Genomic DNA, 15,526 nt, shown 5'->3' on the forward strand with positions numbered 1-15,526 from the left:
GCACCTCGTCCTCGAGTACGAGCCCGAGGGCCTCGTGGAGAAGATCGGCGACAAGCTCAACGTGGTCGAGAACCAGGCCGAGGGCGACCTCGAGCGGTTCAAGAAGTTCATCGAGGCCGAGGGCTACGCGACCGGCGCCTGGCGGGGCTCCGTCAACGAGGGGGCCCCGGTCGGCACGCCCGGTGTGGAGCACGCCGCGGCCTCCCGCGGTGACGACGGCAAGGCCGGGGTGTCGGGCAAGGCGGTCGCCGCGGGTGTGGCCGCGGCCGGGGTGGCCGCCGCCGGGGTGGCCGCCGCGGCGGCGAAGAAGAAGGACTCCGGCCCGGACGCGGAGCCGGTCACCTTCGAGTCGACCGCACCGCCGGCCGCGCCGGTGGCACCGGTCGCACCGGGAGTGCCCGGGGAGACCGTGACCGGAGAGGTCCCGCCGATCCCCACCGTGGACGGGGCCCTCGCCGACGACACCGTCGACGCGGACCTGGACGTGGACCCCACCGCCCGGGGCACCGGCGACCGCCCCGCCGGCGGCCCGCTCTGAGCCGTCCCCGCTCGTGCGCCGGGCCCCGACCGCATGCGGTCGGGGCCCGGCGCACGAGCGGGACGCCCGGTGGGGCGGAACCGGACGGTCAGCCGGTGACGGCGCCCAGCGACGCCGAGCGCACCAGCTTGACGTACTTGCCCAGCACGCCGCCCTCGTACTGCGGGCGCAGGGGGGCCCAGCCGCTGCGGCGCCGCGCCAGCTCCTCGGGGTCCACCAGCAGGTCCAGGGAGCGGGCCGCCAGGTCCACCCGGATCCGGTCGCCGTCGCGCAGGAACGCGACCGGACCGGCGTCGACGGCCTCCGGGGCGATGTGGCCGATGCACAGGCCCGTGGTGCCGCCGGAGAACCGCCCATCCGTGAGCAGCAGGACGTCCTTGCCCAGCCCCGCGCCCTTGATCGCCCCGGTGATGGCCAGCATCTCTCGCATGCCGGGCCCGCCCTTGGGGCCCTCGTAGCGGATGACGAGGACGTCCCCGGCCGTGATCTCGCCTGCCTCGAGGGCGTCCATCGCGGCCTGCTCGCGCTCGAAGACGCGGGCCGGGCCCTCGAAGACCTCGGCGTCGAAGCCCGCGGACTTCACCACCGCGCCCTCCGGCGCCAGGGAGCCGTGCAGGACGGTGATCCCGCCCGTGCGGTGGATCGGGTTGTCGAGCGTGCGGATCACGTCGCCGTCCAGGGGACCGGGGTCCAGGGCGGCCAGGTTCTCGGCCACCGTGCGGCCGGTCACGGTGAGGGCTTCCCCGTGCAGCAGCCCGGCGTCGAGCAGGGCCTTCATGACCACGGGGATGCCGCCGTGCCGGTCGACGTCGTTCATCACGTACCGGCCGAACGGCTTGAGGTCCGCGAGGTGCGGGACGCGGTCCCCGATCCGGTTGAAGTCCCCCAGGGTGAGGTCCACCCCGGCCTCCTGGGCGATGGCGAGCAGGTGCAGGACCGCGTTCGTGGAGCCGCCGAGGGCCATGAGCAGGGTGATCGCGTTCTCGAAGGCCTCCCGGGTGAGGATGTCGCGGGCGGTGATGCCCTGCCGGAGCATCTCGACGACGGCCTCCCCCGAGCGGTGGGCGAACTGGTCCCGGCGCCGGTCCGCCGAGGGCGGGGCCGCGGAGCCGGGCAGGCTCATGCCGAGGGCCTCCGCCATGGACGCCATGGTGTTGGCCGTGTACATCCCGCCGCAGGCGCCCTCGCCCGGACAGATGGCGCGCTCGATCCGGTCCAGGTCGGCCTTGCCCATGATCCCGGCCTTGCACGCACCCACGGCCTCGAACGCGTCGATGATGGTCACGTCCTTCTCCGTGCCGTCCGTGAGCTTCACCCACCCCGGGGCGATGGTCCCGGCGTAGAGGAACACCGAGGCCAGGTCCAGGCGGGCGGCGGCCATGAGCATGCCCGGCAGGGACTTGTCGCACCCGGCCAGGAGCACGGAGCCGTCGAGGCGCTCGGCCTGCATCACCGTCTCCACGGAGTCCGCGATGACCTCGCGCGAGACCAGCGAGAAGTGCATCCCCACGTGGCCCATCGAGATCCCGTCCGAGACCGAGATCGTGCCGAACTGGAGGGGGTAGCCGCCCCCGGCGTGGACGCCCTCCTTGCAGCCCTGGGCGAGCCGGTCCAGGGAGAGGTTGCACGGGGTGATCTCGTTCCAGGAGCTCGCGATGCCGATCTGGGGCTTCTCCCAGTCGGCGTCGCCCATGCCCACGGCGCGGAGCATGCCGCGGCTGGCGGTCGCGTCGATGCCGTCGGTGACCTGACGGCTGCGGGGCTTCATGTCGGGGCTCATGCGGTCTCTTCCGGGTCGTCGGTGCGCGGTGGGGTGCGCGGGGCAGGGCGTGCCGCGAACCTATCAACGGAACTCGAGGGGCGTCGAGGCCTGTCCACGGCCGGCGCGGAAGTTTGTGCCCGCCGGGGGAGACAAGGGGGCCCCCGTCCTCCTAGGGTGGGAGCAGGAAAAGATAAGTAACCTGATTGAAGGAGCCCGACATGCCTGAAGCACCCGTCTCCCAGCACGCCCGCGCGATGGCCGACGACGAGGGCGGGATGCCGGAGCAGCAGCAGACGCCCCCGGGGCTGACCGCCGCCATGGACCCCGTGCCCGACCACGGAGAGGCGTCCTGGGTGGGCCGGGGCCGGCTCGAGGGGCTCAAGGCCCTGATCACCGGCGGGGACTCCGGGATCGGCCGGGCCGTGGCGATCGCGTTCGCCCGGGAGGGCGCCGACGTCGCGATCAACTACCTGCCCGAGGAGCAGGAGGACGCCCAGGACGTGGCGGGGTGGATCGAGAAGGCCGGACGCACGGCCGTCCTGGTCCCCGGTGACGTGCGCGAGGAGCAGAGCTGCCAGGACATCGTGGACCGGGCGGTCGAGGGCCTCGGCGGGCTCAACGTGGTCGTGAACAACGCGGGCTTCCACTGGGCCCGCGGGGAGGCGGGGCTCAAGGGGCTCGCCACGGAGGACCTCGAGCGGGCCGTGCGCACCAACCTCTACGGCACCCTCTGGGTCAGCCGTGCGGCCCTGCCGCACCTGGGCCGCGGGGACAGCATCATCAACACCACGTCCGTGCAGGCCTACGACCCCTCGGTGTCGATGCTCGACTACGCCGCCACGAAAGCGGCCCTGAACAACGTCACCGCCAACCTCGCCGCCGAGCTCGGCCCCGAGGGCATCCGTGTCAACGCGGTCGCCCCCGGCCCCGTGTGGACCCCGCTGGGGCCGGCCACCAAGGAGCCCGGGGCGGTCGCGAACATGGGCAAGGAGACACCCCTGGGCCGGATCGGCCAGCCCGCGGAGCTGGCCGGCGCCTACGTCTTCCTGGCCTGCCCGGCGGAGGCCAGCTACGTCAGCGGCGCCGTCCTCGGCGTCACCGGCGGCATGCCCGTCTTCTGAGCGGCGTCCCCCACCCCCCCCCCACGGAAGGAGCACATCGTGCCCAAGACCGGCAAGGACGACCACGCCAGGAAGAGCGAGCTGCCCTCCACCCTGCAGCGCTCGGGGCGGAAGGCGCAGGACACGTTCGCCAAGACCTACGACTCCGCGCTCGAGGAGTACGGCGACGAGGAGCGCGCGGCGCGCACGGCCTACAGCGCGCTGAAGCACACCCACGAAAAGGTCGGCGACCACTGGGAGCCCAAGGAGGAGTACGGGCCCTCGGACGAGCACGCCGCGGGTGGCCGCGACTCCCGCGCGGAGACCGCCGGCGGGGTCGACGCGAACGCCTCGAAGCACCACCTCTACGAGGTGGCGAAGCGGCTCGGCGTCGAGGGCCGCTCCTACATGACCAAGAAGGAGCTGGTCGACGCGATCGGGAAGGCCAACGACGCCGCGACGCGACGCGCCCGCGAGAGCTGAGGGACGGTCCCGCTCAGAGGACGCCCAGCAGCCCGCGCACCAGCGTGATCGCCCCGCCCAGTCCCGCGAGGACGAGCGCGACCGTGCGCGCGGTGCTCAGGGGCACGCGGCGGGCGACGACCCCGCCGATCCGCACGCCCAGCACGACCGTGAGGACCACCCCGGGCGCCACCCACCACGGCGGCATCCCGCCCGTCCCGGCCGCCCCGAGCAGGGTCTTGGTGAGCACCGACAGGGCGCCCATCGTCATGAACACCGGCTGCAGGGTCGCGGCGAAGGAGCGCTGCTCCCACCGGGCGAGCCGGGAGTGGATCACCATGACGGGGCCGGCCACCCCCGCCGTGGTGTTGAAGAACCCCCCGATCGCGCCGGCGAGCACCGTCGGCAGCCGCCCCGTCCACTCGGGCAGGCGGGGGAGCCCGAACATGGTGGTCAGGGCCAGGAGCACCACGCCGCCCACCACCACCTGCAGCCAGGCGGCGGGCAGCTCGCGCACCACGAGCGCCGCCGGCACCGCGCCCACCGCCGCGGCCGGGGCGATGAGGGCGTAGCGCCGCCAGTCCACGTGCCGCCACACCGAGAGCATGATGAGGAACCCGGAGACGGTCGTCGTCGCGTTGGTCACGAGCACGCCCGTGGCGGGGCCCAGCAGCAGGGCGAGGGTCGGGGCCACGACGAGGCCGACCCCGGTGCCCGAGACGCGCTGCAGGACCGAGCCCACGAGGATCGCGAGAGCCGCGATGACGATGATCTCCACGGGCCCCATTCTGCGCCCCCGCCCGCCCGGTCCCGGACCGCACACGGGCCTGCGGTGGTCCTTCGTGGTTCCTCCCAGAGTCGATAAGTAGCCTTGTGGTCATGGGAGTCCACGGGGCGACGTCGACCGAGGGGTGCGTCATGAGCAGCAGCCGAGACCTGGATCAGCGGCGGCGGGCACGGGTCCGTGACCGTCCTCGCCCAGTTCCCGTGCTGAACCGGTGAGCGCCGCCAGGGGCGCGGAACAGCCCACCGCACCGGTTCCCGCGGAACGGCTCCGGGAGGTCGCCGCGTCCTGCTTCGGCATCGAGGAGTTCCGGGAGGGGCAGCTCGAGGCGATGGCGGCGGCGGCCGGCGGCCGCGACGTCCTGGCGGTGATGCCCACCGGCCACGGCAAGTCCGTGATCTACCAGGTGCCGGGCACCGTCCTGCCCGGGACCGCCGTGGTGGTGTCCCCGCTGATCGCCCTCCAGCACGAGCAGGTCGAGGCGATCAACGAGGACCTCGGGGCGGAGGTCGCCTTCGCGCTGAACTCCACGGTGGGGGCGCGCCGTGAGCGCGCCGCCTGGGAGGCCGTGGAGCGCGGGGACGCGAAGTTCCTCTTCCTCGCCCCGGAGCAGCTGGCCCGGGAGGAGACGACGCAGCGGCTCGCCGTGCATCCTCCGTCCCTGTTCGTGGTGGACGAGGCGCACTGCATCTCCTCGTGGGGTCACGACTTCCGCCCCGACTACCTCGTGCTCCAGGAGGCGGTCGAACGGCTGGGGCGCCCGACCGTCGTCGCCCTGACCGCCACCGCGTCCCCGCACACCCGGGCCGAGATCGTCGACCGGCTGGGCCTGCGCGACCCCCTGGTCCTGGTGCACAGCTTCGACCGGCCCAACATCGAGCTGCGGGTGGTGCGCCACCACCAGGCCTCCGACAAGCGCCGGGCGGTGCTCGAGGAGGTCTCCGGGCTCGGAGGCCCGGGGCTGGTCTACGTCGCGACCCGCAGGGAGACGGAGGACTACGCCGCCGAGCTGACCCGGCGGGGCGTGCGCGCCGAGGCCTACCACGCGGGGCGCACGCGGTCCGAGCGCAACGACGTGCACGCCCGGTTCCTCGGCGACGAGCTGGACGTGGTGGTGGCGACCACCGCCTTCGGGATGGGCATCGACAAGCCGGACGTGCGCTTCGTGGTGCACGCGGACATCCCCGACTCCCTGGACAGCTACTACCAGGAGATCGGCCGGGCCGGCCGGGACGGGAGACCGGCCCTCGCCGTGCTGCACTACCGCTCCGAGGACCTGGGGCTCCAGCAGTACTTCGCCGGCACCGCCCCCGGGCGGGAGGACCTCGAGGCGGTCTTCCGCGCGGTCCGCCGGCACGGGCCGGTCCGGGCCCGTGAGCTGCGCGAGCACACGGGCCTGGGCCCCCGCGCCCAGGCCCGGGCCCTGCACCTCCTCGAGCACAGCGGCGGCGTGCTCGCCGGGCCGCAGGGCTACCGTGCCGTGGGCGGGGCCACGCCGGAGGCGGCCGTGGCCGCCGCGCTCGCGGAGGCCGAGGCCCGGCACCGGATCGACCGGTCGCGGATCGACATGATGCGCGGGTACGCCGAGACGGACGGGTGCCGGCGGGACTGGCTGCTCAACTACTTCGGCGAGGAGACCGACGGCTGGTGCGGCAACTGCGACACCTGCGCGGAGACGGGCTCCGCCGCCGAGGCCGCGGAGCGGGCCGCCGCCACCCCGCACGGCTGGGAGATCCTGACCCCGGTCACCCACCGCGAGTGGGGCCACGGGATCGTGATGGGCGCGGAGCCGGACCGGATCACCGTCCTGTTCGACTCGGTCGGCTACAAGGAGCTCTCCCTGCGCCTGGTCGAGGAGCACCAGGGCCTGCTGGTGCGCGGCCCGGAGGAGCAGCGGGGAGAAGTGCCGTGAGCTCCCGGGGCCGGCCGCCGGTCAGCGGACGACGTCGTAGACGGACTTGAGGACGCCGTTGGCGTAGGCCTCGTGCTCCACCAGCTCCAGGGTGCGGAACGTGTCGGTGCTGTCGTCGAAGAGACGGCGGCCCGCGCCGAGCAGCACGGGGAACACCAGCAGGTGGTACCGGTCCACGAGCCCCGCGGCGGCGAGTCCCTTGGCCAGGGTGGCGCTGCCGTGCACGAGGATGGTGCCGTCGACCGTGGCCTTGAGCGCCGCGACCTCGTCGAGGGAGCGCAGCACGGAGGTGTTGTGCCACTGCGGGTCCTGCAGGGTGGAGGAGACCACGTACTTGGGCATGGCGTTGTACTCCGCGAAGTCCTCCATCGACGGCCAGACGGGGGCGAACTCGTCGTAGCTCACCCGGCCCATCAGCATCGCGGCCGCCTCCTTCTGCTCCCGGTCCTTGAGCTCGTAGGCGGCCTCCTCGTAGGCGACGTGCTGGAAGGTCCAGCCGGCGTGCGGGTGCGGGCCGCCGCCGGGGGAGTCGACGACGCCGTCGAGGGTGATGAACTCGGTGACGATCAGCGTGCCCATGGGGTTCTCCTGTCGGTGCGGTCGGCGTTCGTCCGTGCGGTTCCCACTCTGGTGCTCCCGCGCGGCCGGGGGAAGGGGGGCGGCACGACGCGTCCGGCAGGCACGCGGACCGCGCCACCTCTTGCGCGGCCGGCACCCCGGTGGGATCGTCGGCAGGGACGGCGGTCAGGCGAGGGTCCGGGAGGCACCCGTGGCGGAGGAACAGGCGGCGGAGCAGGTGCGGACCACGTGCTGCGTGGTGGGCGGGGGCCCGGCCGGGCTGATGGCAGGGGTGCTGCTCGCCAGGCAGGGCGTGGACGTGGTCGTGCTGGAGAAGCACGGGGACTTCCTGCGCGACTTCCGCGGCGACACCCTGCACCCCTCCACCCTGGAGCTGATGGCCGAGCTCGGCTGGCTCGAGGACGTCCTGGCGCTGCCGCACACCCGCGTGGAGCGCGCCACGGTGTCCCTCGGCGGGGAGACGGTCGTGGTCGGGCGGTTCGACCGGCTGCCCGTGCGCTGCCCGTTCATCGCGTTCCTGCCGCAGTGGGACTTCCTGGACCTGCTCGCCGAGAAGGGCGAGGCGCTGCCCGGCTTCCGGCTGTTGCGCTCCACGGCCGCCGACGGCCTGCTCGTCGAGGACGGCCGGTGCACGGGCGTCACGGCGCACGACGACGACGGGGCGCCGGTGCGGATCCGGGCCGAGCTGGTGCTGGCCGCCGACGGCCGCGACTCCGTGCTGCGGGCCGCGGCCGGGCTGGTCCCGACGGCCTCGCCGTCCCGGATGGACGTGCTGTGGTTCCGCGTGCCCCGCCGCGAGGGGCAGGAGCAGCCGCTGTTCAACGCCGGCGACGGCGCGGTGGTCGCCCTGCCGCGCACCGGCTACTGGCAGGCCGCGATGATCGTGCGGGCCGGGGAGCACGACGCGCTGCGCGCCCAGGGGCTGGAGGCCTTCCGGGACCGGGTGCGCGCGCTCGCCCCCGGGCTGGGCGAGGGGCTCGCGGCGATCGAGGACTGGGACCAGGTGAAGCTGCTGCGCGTGCGCGTGGACCGCCTGCGCCGCTGGTGGCGGCCCGGGGTGCTGTTCCTCGGCGACGCCGCGCACGCGATGTCCCCGGCCGGCGGCGTGGGCATCAACCTCGCGATCCAGGACGCGGTCGCGGCGGCGAATCTCCTCGGGCCGCGCCTGCTGCACGGCGGGGTGCGGGCCCGGGACCTCGCCCGGGTGCAGCGCCGGCGGGCGTGGCCGGCGCGCGCCACCCAGCTGTTCCAGCTCGTGCTGGCCCGCCGGCTCGTGCCCACCCGGGCCGGGGCGCGGCCGAGGCCCCCGGTGCCCCTGGGGGTGGTCCGGGCGCTGCCGTTCCTGCCGCACCTCACCGGGCGGGCCATCGGCATCGGTCTCCGGCCCGAGCACGTCCCCGCCGCGCTGCGCGCGACGGACGGCGCGGCACGCGCATGACCGCGGTCCCGGACAAGCGCGCCCGGGTGGACGAGCCCCACGTGGCCCCGCTCAACGCCCTGGTGCGCTCCTGGCGCCACGGCGGTCGGTTCGTGCCGTGGGTCGATCCCGACGGCGGCGGCACCGCGGCCCGGGTGCTCGTGCTCATGGAGGCGCCCGGGCCGGCCACCGTGGCGGCCGGGGACCTGGGGTTCAGCTCCGAGGACAACCCTGATCCCACCGCCCGGACCTTCCGGGCGCTGCGGGAGGAGTCCGGGCTGGCCCGCGGCGACTGCCTGCGCTGGAACGTGGTGCCCTGGGCGCTGCGGGACGAGGGCGGCCGGCAGCGGCCGCCGAAGGTCGAGGACCTCCTCGAGGCGGGACCTGCTCTCCGCGAGCTGGTCGGGGCGCTGCCGGAGCTGCGCGTCGTCGTGACCTTCGGGGCCCCGGCGCTCACCGGGATGATGCGCCTGCTCACCGTGGAGGAGCCCCCGCGGCTGCTGCCCGTGCTGGGCGTGCCGCACCCGTCGCTGCGCAACGGCCACCGCCGGGCCGAGACCCGACAGCGGATCCTCGTCGCGCTGCGCACGGCCGCCGCCGCGGCGCGGACCTGAACCGGCCCCTCAGGGGCGTGGGCTGAGCCGGTCCACCGCGGCCAGGAGGCGCTCCAGGATGGTGTGCCGCTGCGCGCTGCCGTCGGGCAGCAGCCCGATCGACGCGTTGTGGTAGAGCCCGTCGCCCATCTGCTGGACCGCGGTCGCCACCGCAGGGTCCCCCACGTCGGCGAGGATCAGCTCGTACCACGCCTCCTCGAGCCGCTTGAGGGCGGCCCGGGCGTTCTCGTCCCCGGCCTGGACCAGGCGGGAGGCCACGATCAGGGCCCGGTCCAGCCGGCTGTCCTCGAACAGGGACGTGACGAGGAAGTAGCGCGCGGCCCCGTCCGCCGCCGCCGCCATGGCCTCGAGGTCCAGGTGCATGAGCTCCTCGAGCCGCTGCAGCGTCGCGTCCACGAGGGCCTGGCGGTGCGGGAAGTGGTAGAGCAGGCCCCCCTTGGACACACCGGCGGCGGCGGCGACGGCGTCGAGGGTCGCGGCGCGCTCGCCGTCGTCGAGGACGATCTGCTCGAAGGCGGCCAGGAGCTTGTCCCGGGCCACGGGTGGGCGTGGCATGTGAGGAAGACCTCCCTGGGTCGGACGTGGTCCCCATTGTGTCAGCTCGCACATAACTGTACCGTCTGGACGGTACAGTTTCTGCAGCTGTCCGATCCCGATCCGTTCCCCGGAGGTGAACCATGACCACTCTGCTGACGCCCCGCCCCACGGCCGGCGCGCGCGAATGGGCCGCGCTCGCGGTCCTGATGATGCCCGTCCTGCTCGTGTCGGTCGACAACACGGCGCTGAGCTTCGCGCTGCCCACCATCTCCCAGGCGCTGCACCCCACCGGGGCGCAGCTGCTGTGGATCGTGGACGTCTACCCCCTCGTGCTCGCCGGCCTGCTCATCCCCATGGGGTCGCTCGGGGACCGGATCGGCCGCCGGCGGCTGCTGCTGATCGGCGGCACGGGCTTCGCCGCCGTCTCCGCGGCTTCGGCCTTCGCGCCCACCGCCGAGCTGCTCGTGGCAGGGCGGGCCGCCATGGGGTTCTTCGGCGCGATGCTGATGCCCGCGACCCTGTCCCTGCTGCGCAACATCTTCCTGGACCCGGGGCAGCGCCGGATCGCGATCGCGGTGTGGGCCGGCGGCTTCAGCGGTGGTGCCGCGCTGGGCCCGATCGTCGGAGGCTTCCTGCTCAACCACTTCTGGTGGGGCTCGGTGTTCCTGATGGCCGTGCCGGTGCTGCTGCCCCTGCTCGTGCTCGGTCCCGTGCTGGTGCCGGAGTCGCGCGACCCCCGGCCCGGACCCGTGGACGTCCCGTCCGTGCTGCTCGCCATGCTCGCCATGACCCCCGTGGTCTACGGCATCAAGGCGGCGACGGCCTCCGGGGAGCTCTTCCACGGCCTGCTCAGCGCGGCCTTCGGCGTGCTGGCCGGTGTGCTGTTCGTCCGCCGCCAGGCGGTCCTGGCGCATCCCATGCTCGACCTCGCCCTGTTCCGGCACCCGGGCTTCAGGGGCGGCGTGACCGTCAACGTCCTCGGCAACGTGGGGCTCTACGGGTTCCTGTTCATGCTGACCCAGTACCTGCAGCTCGTGGTCGGCCTGGACCCGATGACCGCGGGCCTGACCATGGTCCCCGGCCTCGTCCTCACGGTCCTCGCCGGCTTCGTGGCCGTGCGCGCCGTGCGGTGGCTGACGCCCCGGACCGTGATCACGGCGGGGATGCTCCTGTCCTCGGTCGGCTTCCTCGTGGTGGCCCTCGCCGACCTCTCCGCGGCCGCCGGCGCCGTGGTGGTCCTCGTGGCCTTCTGCCTGGTGGGCACCGGCATCGGGCTCGCCGAGACGCTGTCCAACGACCTCGTCCTCACGGCGGCCCCGCCGCACAAGGCCGGCGCGGCCTCCGCGATCTCGGAGACCGGCTACGAGGTCGGTGCGGTGCTGGGCACGGCCGTGCTCGGCGGACTGCTGACGGCGTTCTACCAGCGACACCTCGAGCTGCCCGCGGCCCTGGGCGCCGGGCCGTCGGCCGCGGCGCACGAGACCCTCGGCGGAGCCGTCGAGATCGCGGAGGGCGCCGGGGAGCTCGGTCCCGCCGTGCGGGAGGCTGCGGTCGCCGCGTTCACCGCGGGCATGCACTGGACGGTGGTGGTCATGACGGCCGTCGTGGTCCTGGCGGCGTTCACGGTCGCCCGCATGCTGCGGCCGGCCACGCGCTGACCCGCCCGCCGTCGGGGAGCCGCGTCACCGGACGGTGGCGCGGCTCCCCGGGCCCCGGGGGGACGTAGGCTCGGCGGCAGGGGCCGGTCCGGTCCCCCGTACGGAGGGAGTGGTCGCGATGACGCCGCAGGAACTGTTCGAGGACGCCGCCCGCCGCCCGTCCGAGGTGGCGGAGCACGTGCTCGAGGGCATCTCGGCGGAGGTGCTGAACACCATGCCGGGCGGGACCGCGAACTCCGTGGTCTGGCTGGTGTGGCACGCGGCCCGCCAGCAGGACGTGCAGGTAGCCCAGCTCGCCGGCACCGAGGAGGTGTGGACCGCGGAGGGGTGGAGCGGGAGGTTCGGTCTCGACGTCCCCGACTCCTCCACGGGCTTCGGCCACGGCCCGGAGGACGTCGCGCGGATCCGTGTGGCGTCCCCTGACCTGTTGCGCGGCTACCTCGACGCGGTGGTCGAGCGCACGGTGGCCTACGTGCACGGGCTCACGGACGCTCAGCTCGACGACGTGGTGGACCGGTCGTGGACCCCGCCCGTCACCCGCGGGGTGCGTCTGGTGAGCACGGTCGACGACGCCGCACAGCACCTCGGCCAGGCAGCCTATGTCCGCGGCCTGCTCGACGACGGGTGGTCCGGGCCCTACTGACCGCCTCCCGCGGGGACCCCGGACCGTGCGGGCAAGGCGCACGGGAGGTTCCACCCCCATTTGCATTTGCATCAAGTCGTCGCATGACAAGGCGCTGATGTGGGGACGGGAGTTTCCTCGGTGGTCAGGGTCCGTTCGCTTAAGCTGATCACGCTGGGTCCCAGCACCTCGAACTCCTGCACGATCTTTTCGTCGCTCGCCGCGACTTCCTGGGGGAAACACCGTCATGCCCCGCGACTCCTCTCGCCGTCCTGCCCGCACCGATCTGCGTCACCGTGCTTCCTCGCCGGTGACCGCCCTCACCGCGTTCTCGGCCCTCGTGGCCGTCAGCGTCGCGGTCAGCGCGGGCATCGCACCGGAGGCCGGCGGCGAGCGGGGGGCCTCGGCCTTCGGGGCTCCGGCCGCCTCCGCCGAGCGGCCGGACAGCGGGTGGAGCCTGCTCGCGGCCGGACAGGAGCAGACCACCCCGCCGGCCGGACCGCTGCGGGAGGACCGTACTGCCTCGCCCGTCCGGGACGGCGGCGCGGGCCAGGGCTCCTGGCGGGCCGGGACGGGCCGCGGTGACGGCGGCCGCGAGGCGGCCTCGACGGTGCGCCCGGGCCGGCAGGCGCCGAAGCTGTACCAGGGCGAGCTGCCCGTCAACACGATCATCGCACCGGCCCGCCCCGGTGCCGTCCTGCCCGGTGGGCAGTTCGGCTGGCGGATCGCGCCCGACCGCGGCGGGCGCGAGTTCCACAACGGGACCGACGTCTCCGCCGCGGCGGGCCTGCCGGTCGTCGCCGCCCTCGACGGCGTGGTGACGGACGTGTTCTGGGACGTCTGGGGCGGCAACCGCGTGGAGGTCACCCACGCGGACGGGATCAGGACCACCTACAACCACCTCGAGGACGTCCGGGTGCGGACCGGCGACCGGCTCGCCGCCTCCGAGCAGCTCGGCACGGTCGGGGCCACCGGCGTGCGGGTCACGGGCCCGCACCTGCACTTCGAGACCTGGGTGGACGGGCAGGCCGTCGACCCGCAGTCCTTCGACTGGGTCGACGGCATGCGCGTCATCCCCGCCTCCCGCAGCAAGTACTCCCTCGAGGTCCCCGTCCCGGACACGGTCGAGGACCCGGCGGCGCAGAAGGCCGAGGCGTCGAAGAAGGCGGACGCCGCCAAGAAGGCCGAGGCGGCGAAGAAGGCCGAGGCGGCGAAGAAGGCCGAGGCGGCCAGGAAGCAGGCGAAGTCCGCCGAGAAGACGGAGACCCGCACGAAGGCGGACGCCGCGAAGAAGCAGGCCGACGCCGCCAAGAAGGCTGAAACAGAGAAGACCGGAACCGTCGAGCAGCCCGTGCCGCCGGTGGAGGCCGTACCACCTCCGACGACCCCGGTCGTGACGGCTCCTCCTCCGCCCGCTCCCGTGCCGACGCCGCCGGCTTCCGGGAACCCTGCCCCGCCTCCCGCGGTGCCCGACGTCAAGCCCGTACCCGAGGTGAAGCCCGTGCCCGTGCCCGTACCCGAGGTGAAGCCCGTGCCCGTGCCCGAGGTGAAGCCGGAGCCCGAGCTCGAGCCGGGAGTCGCTCCCGTCGTCGTGCCGGACGCGGTGCGGGACACCGACGGGGACGGGACCATCGACGTGGAGGATCCCGACATCGACCGCGACGGCGTCCCCAACGAGCTGGACGACGACATCGACGGCGACCGCGTCCGCAACGACGTGGACCCGGACATGGACGGGGACGGCCTGCGCAACGAGGACGACCCGGACCGCGACGGGGACGGGATCCCCAACAAGGAGGACGCGGAGCCGGACCGCCCGGCGCCCAAGACGGCGTCCGCGCCGGCCACGGACCCGGCCGAGGCCACCGACCCGGCCGTCCCGCCCACGGCGGCCGCCGGAGCGGGCGGGACCGTCCGTCCCTGACGTCCTGCGCGGAGTTATGCAGGCGTGACGAGGGCACCTGCCGAGTCCGGCGTGCGGCGGACTAGAATTTGCCACCGGGCTGACGATTTCTTTCGCGCAGGAGCGGGAGCCATGAGCACCACCGACCACGGTGCGCCGGGCAACGGGACGACCAGGGCGCTCCAGGAACTCCAGGACCGTCTCACCGGGGGGCTGGTCGAGCCGGGGGACCCCGACTACGACAGGGCCCGCCGCGTCTGGAACGGCCTGATCGACGCGCGTCCCCGCGCTGTCGTGCGGGCCGGCGACCTCGATGACATCGACCGGGCCCTGGCCGCGGCCCACCGCACGCGGCTGCCGCTGGCGGTGCGGGGCGGCGGGCACGGCGTGGCGGGCCACGGCACGGTCGAGGGCGGTCTGGTGCTGGACCTCGGGCGGCTGCGGGGCGTCGTCGTCGATCCCGCGAACCAGCTCGTGAGCGTGGACCCCGGCACCACCGTCGCCGCTCTCGACCGTGCCACGGCCCGGCACGGGCTCGCCGTTCCCGGCGGCCTCGTCGGCACGGCCGGTGTCGCGGGGCTCACCCTGTGCGGGGGCATGGGCTGGCTGACCCGCAGCAGCGGGCTGACCCTCGACAACCTGGACTCCGCCGACGTCGTGACCGCCGCCGGCGACCACCTGCACGTCAGCGAGGAGGAGAACGCCGGGCTGTTCTGGGGACTGCGCGGCGGCGGGGGCAACCTCGGGGTGGTCACCTCCTTCACCTTCCGGGCCCGCCGGCTGCCGTCCACCGTGCTCGCGGGGAACCTCCACTACCGCAGACCCCGCTGGCGGGACGCCCTGACCGCCTTCGCCGCGTGGACGCACGGCCTGCCGGACGAGATGACCCCGGTCCTCATGTTCGCGATCCCGCCCCCGGGGGCCCGGATGGGCGACGAGCCGGTGCTGACCGTGGGCTTCAGCTGGGCCTCCGAGGACCACGCCGCCGGCCTGGGCGTCGTAGACGGACTGCGGGAGGACGCTCCGCCCGACGCCGAGGAGATGGGCCCGACGCCGTGGCCCGCGTGGCAGGGGGCGAGGGACGGCCTCTTCCCCAAGGGCTCGCACGGCCACTGGCGGAACCTGCCCTTCTCCCGGCTGGACGACGAGGTCGTCGACGTCCTCGTCGGACTGGCCTCCCGGATCACCTGCCGGGGCGCCGGCATCGACGTCCACCATCTCGAGGGCGCCTTCGGCAGGGTGCCCGAGGAGGCCACCGCCTTCCCCAACCGGTCCGCGCGGTACTGGCTGATGGTCCACGGCGTCCGGCAGGACCCGGCCGCCGACGAGCACCTCGCAGCCTTCGTGCGGACCGTGCGCGACGCGATGCAGCCGTTCGCCGAGCACGGCGAGTACGTCGGCCTCATGGGTCCGGACGCCGAGCTCGGGGGTGATCCGGCGGAGGCGGCCCGCCTGGCCTACGGGCGGGAGAAGCACCAGCGGCTGGCCGTTCTCAAGGACCGCTACGATCCCGGCAACCTCTTCCGGCACAACCTGAACGTCCTGCCCGGCCGGCCCTGAGCGCACGTCCGGCGGGGCCTGAGCGCACGTCCGGCGGTGCCTCCTCGCGCGGGCTCGCGCCCGAGAAACCAGCGGCCC

13 protein-coding genes and 1 pseudogene are annotated in these 15,526 nt (G+C 74.3%); 10 read left to right on the forward strand and 4 right to left on the reverse strand.

The genetic code is table 11. The features are described 5' to 3' along the window. Nucleotides 1-538, forward strand: a pseudogene (locus ACYVM4_RS02195) (SRPBCC family protein); the annotation flags it as partial. An 88-nt stretch (nt 539-626) separates the two neighbouring features. On the opposite strand, the gene ilvD reads toward ACYVM4_RS02195, so the two are convergent. Beyond that, nucleotides 627-2,318, reverse strand: coding sequence for a dihydroxy-acid dehydratase (gene ilvD / locus ACYVM4_RS02200; protein WP_460667518.1), 1,692 nt, complete (start codon nt 2,316-2,318; stop codon nt 627-629). Between the two features lie 200 nt (nt 2,319-2,518). Here ilvD and ACYVM4_RS02205 point away from each other — a divergent pair, with 200 nt between their 5' ends. Both ACYVM4_RS02205 and ACYVM4_RS02210 read left to right on the forward strand, forming a co-directional pair. Continuing rightward, nucleotides 2,519-3,421: an SDR family oxidoreductase gene (locus tag ACYVM4_RS02205; RefSeq protein ID WP_368822932.1), complete on the forward strand. Its 903-nt coding sequence runs from the start codon at nt 2,519-2,521 to the stop codon at nt 3,419-3,421. Between the two features lie 39 nt (nt 3,422-3,460). Next, entirely contained in the window at nt 3,461-3,883 is a 423-nt protein-coding gene (locus tag ACYVM4_RS02210; protein WP_368822931.1) for a ChaB family protein, read from the forward strand. A 13-nt stretch (nt 3,884-3,896) separates the two neighbouring features. Here the strand turns inward: ACYVM4_RS02210 and ACYVM4_RS02215 are convergent, their stop codons facing one another. Next, nucleotides 3,897-4,649, reverse strand: a complete 753-nt coding sequence (locus ACYVM4_RS02215) for a TSUP family transporter (RefSeq protein WP_368822930.1) — start codon at nt 4,647-4,649, stop codon at nt 3,897-3,899. A 211-nt stretch (nt 4,650-4,860) separates the two neighbouring features. Here ACYVM4_RS02215 and ACYVM4_RS02220 point away from each other — a divergent pair, with 211 nt between their 5' ends. Beyond that, nucleotides 4,861-6,558 carry a RecQ family ATP-dependent DNA helicase gene (locus ACYVM4_RS02220; protein ID WP_460667519.1) on the forward strand — a complete coding sequence of 566 codons (1,698 nt, stop codon included), beginning with the start codon at nt 4,861-4,863 and terminating at the stop codon, nt 6,556-6,558. Nucleotides 6,559-6,579: 21 nt separating this feature from the next. On the opposite strand, the gene ACYVM4_RS02225 is transcribed toward ACYVM4_RS02220, so the two are convergent. Further along, the gene (locus ACYVM4_RS02225; RefSeq protein WP_460667520.1) at nt 6,580-7,137 is read right to left on the reverse strand and encodes a dihydrofolate reductase family protein; all 558 of its coding nucleotides are present in this window, start codon (nt 7,135-7,137) and stop codon (nt 6,580-6,582) included. A 190-nt stretch (nt 7,138-7,327) separates the two neighbouring features. Here ACYVM4_RS02225 and ACYVM4_RS02230 point away from each other — a divergent pair, with 190 nt between their 5' ends. Beyond that, on the forward strand, nt 7,328-8,575 hold the full coding sequence (locus ACYVM4_RS02230; RefSeq protein ID WP_460667521.1) for an FAD-dependent oxidoreductase: 1,248 nt from the start codon (nt 7,328-7,330) through the stop codon (nt 8,573-8,575). Next, nucleotides 8,572-9,168: a uracil-DNA glycosylase gene (locus ACYVM4_RS02235; protein ID WP_460667522.1), complete on the forward strand. Its 597-nt coding sequence runs from the start codon at nt 8,572-8,574 to the stop codon at nt 9,166-9,168. Before ACYVM4_RS02230 ends, ACYVM4_RS02235 begins: the two co-directional genes overlap by 4 nt. A gap of 9 nt (nt 9,169-9,177) precedes the next feature. Here the strand turns inward: ACYVM4_RS02235 and ACYVM4_RS02240 are convergent, their stop codons facing one another. Then, nucleotides 9,178-9,723: a TetR family transcriptional regulator gene (locus ACYVM4_RS02240; protein ID WP_460667523.1), complete on the reverse strand. Its 546-nt coding sequence runs from the start codon at nt 9,721-9,723 to the stop codon at nt 9,178-9,180. Nucleotides 9,724-9,845: 122 nt separating this feature from the next. On the opposite strand from ACYVM4_RS02240, the gene ACYVM4_RS02245 reads away from it, so the two are divergent. From ACYVM4_RS02245 to ACYVM4_RS02260, 4 genes are all read left to right on the forward strand, one after another. Next, complete coding sequence (locus tag ACYVM4_RS02245; RefSeq protein WP_368822924.1) at nt 9,846-11,363, forward strand: MFS transporter; 1,518 nt, start codon at nt 9,846-9,848, stop codon at nt 11,361-11,363. Nucleotides 11,364-11,481: 118 nt separating this feature from the next. Beyond that, nucleotides 11,482-12,006: a mycothiol transferase gene (locus ACYVM4_RS02250; protein ID WP_368822923.1), complete on the forward strand. Its 525-nt coding sequence runs from the start codon at nt 11,482-11,484 to the stop codon at nt 12,004-12,006. Nucleotides 12,007-12,295: 289 nt separating this feature from the next. Next, nucleotides 12,296-13,909, forward strand: coding sequence for a M23 family metallopeptidase (locus tag ACYVM4_RS02255; protein ID WP_460667524.1), 1,614 nt, complete (start codon nt 12,296-12,298; stop codon nt 13,907-13,909). A 111-nt stretch (nt 13,910-14,020) separates the two neighbouring features. Continuing rightward, nucleotides 14,021-15,448, forward strand: coding sequence for an FAD-binding oxidoreductase (locus ACYVM4_RS02260; protein WP_460667525.1), 1,428 nt, complete (start codon nt 14,021-14,023; stop codon nt 15,446-15,448). Nucleotides 15,449-15,526 lie beyond the last annotated feature (78 nt).

The sequence above is a fragment of the Kocuria himachalensis genome (assembly GCF_054784195.1).